Origin of the sequence: Streptomyces boncukensis, assembly GCF_011045075.1 — a bacterium.
GTDB lineage: Bacteria > Actinomycetota > Actinomycetes > Streptomycetales > Streptomycetaceae > Streptomyces > Streptomyces boncukensis.
In genome coordinates, this window is the sequence record NZ_JAAKZZ010000915.1 from 1 (window position 1) to 1634 (window position 1634).

Genomic DNA, 1634 nt, shown 5'->3' on the forward strand with positions numbered 1-1634 from the left:
GGCGCACGCCGGGCTGGGCGCGCCGCGTGCGGGGTCTCCAGCGCCAGCGTCCGGAAGTTCCTCACGAGCCGGGCGCCGTGCTCGGAGTCCACCGACTCGGGGTGGAACTGGACGCCCCACCAGGGGCGTGAGCGGTGCGTCACCGCCATGACCACGCCGTCCTCGGCCCGCGCGGTCACCCGCAGCTCGCCGGGCACCGGCTCGGCCAGGCACAGCGAGTGGTAGCGCACGGCGGTGAAGGACCGGGGCAGGCCGTCGAAGAGCGGGTCGCCGTCGTGGGTGACCGTGGTGAGGTGCCCGTGCCGTGGCTCCGGCGCCCGCACCACCCGCCCGCCGGACGCCGCACCGAGCCCCTGGTGCCCCAGGCAGACGCCGAGCACCGGGATACGCCCGTGCCGGAAGACGTCGGCGGAGCGGGCGAAGTCGCGCTCCCCGGCCGGGTGCCCCGGGCCGGGCGAGATCACCGCCGCGTCGTACCCGTCCAGGTCCAGGCGGTCCCAGGCGGCGGCGTCGTTGGTGACGACCTCCGGCTCCACGCCGTACTCGGCGGCGATCAGCTGGAAGAGGTTGTACGTGTACGAGTCGTAGTTGTCGACCAGGAGGACTCTGATGGCGGCCTCCTCCCTCCGGGTCCGGGTGTGCATTCTTTGCGAATCCGCACGGCTGTCCAAACATGATTCACACATCCGGAGGAGCGCGCCGGGCCGGGGCGCGGGGAACTGCTCATGTCCTCGTCGTCTCTGCGGGGGCTGCCCGAGCCCGCCGGGGACTACTCGACGCCGACTTCCTTCGCGAGGATGTCGGTCATCTGCGGCACCGAATAGCTGCCCTGGAAGAGCGAGGCGAGCTTGTCCGTGACGATGGGCTTGAAGCCCTGCTCCAGCAGGAACTTGTGCAGCAGACCATGCACGTTGATGCGCCGGTTGGCGTCGTGGAAGGGGTGGGTGACCTGCAGCGTGCGAATGATCTGGCCGATGGCGGCCAGCTTGTCCCGCTCCGTTCTGGCGCCCTTGACCTGCTCGTAGTAGCGGTCGAAGGCGTGATCGACGAACTCCGGGACCTCGCCCGTGCCGTAATTCGTCCGCAGCAGGGGTTCCTTCTTGTTCGCCCCGGTGAGGGTGGGGTCCTCCTGCATATCCACGAAGGTGATCGGGCGCTCGCCGCGCTCGTCGGTTCCCTTCGCCCAGTAGTCCGCGTCCAGCCTCGTGGCGAGCGGACGCCCGCCCAGCGTCTCCTGCAGCAGGTCCTCGCTGGGCTCCTTGGCGCGCAGCGGGAAACTCGTCGGCTGGCCGCCCGACCACCCGGGCTTGTGGGGCAGATACCGGGTGGCGGTGGTGTGCAGAGCCAGATACGACCGCGCGTCCATCCGGTGCGCCACGCCGTCCTGCTGGTCCAGGAAGAGCTCGTACGCCTCCGTCATTCCCTGCCGGAAGCCGGGTGACAGCTGCCGGTCGTACATCTGCCCTGGATCGTCTCCGAACGTCTCCTGTGCGGTGGCGTGATCCCGGGGGTCGATGAACAGCTTCCACCACTCCGACTTCGGAAGGTGGTCGGAGAGCGTTTGATGCCGGCCCGCTGCCGGCGCGAAATCCCGGGTCGGATCGAAAGGGGCCGGCTCTCGCTCTCCGGGGCCG

Annotated in this window: 2 protein-coding genes; both read right to left on the bottom strand. The window is 70.1% G+C overall.

Features of this window, described 5'->3' with window-relative positions; translation table 11 throughout:
* On the bottom strand, positions 1 to 644 hold a 644-nt coding region (locus G5C65_RS36950; protein ID WP_206442693.1), incomplete at its 3' end, for an anthranilate synthase component II.
* Between the two features lie 125 nt (positions 645 to 769).
* Positions 770 to 1459, bottom strand: coding sequence for a hypothetical protein (locus tag G5C65_RS36955; RefSeq protein ID WP_165303407.1), 690 nt, complete (start codon positions 1457 to 1459; stop codon positions 770 to 772).
* Positions 1460 to 1634: the final 175 nt, after the last annotated feature.

Excerpts from the sequence above, each read along its gene's own strand:
- G5C65_RS36955 (WP_165303407.1), bottom strand. The coding sequence starts at position 1,459 with ATGTACGACCGGCAGCTGTCACCCGGCTTCCGGCAGGGAATGACGGAG.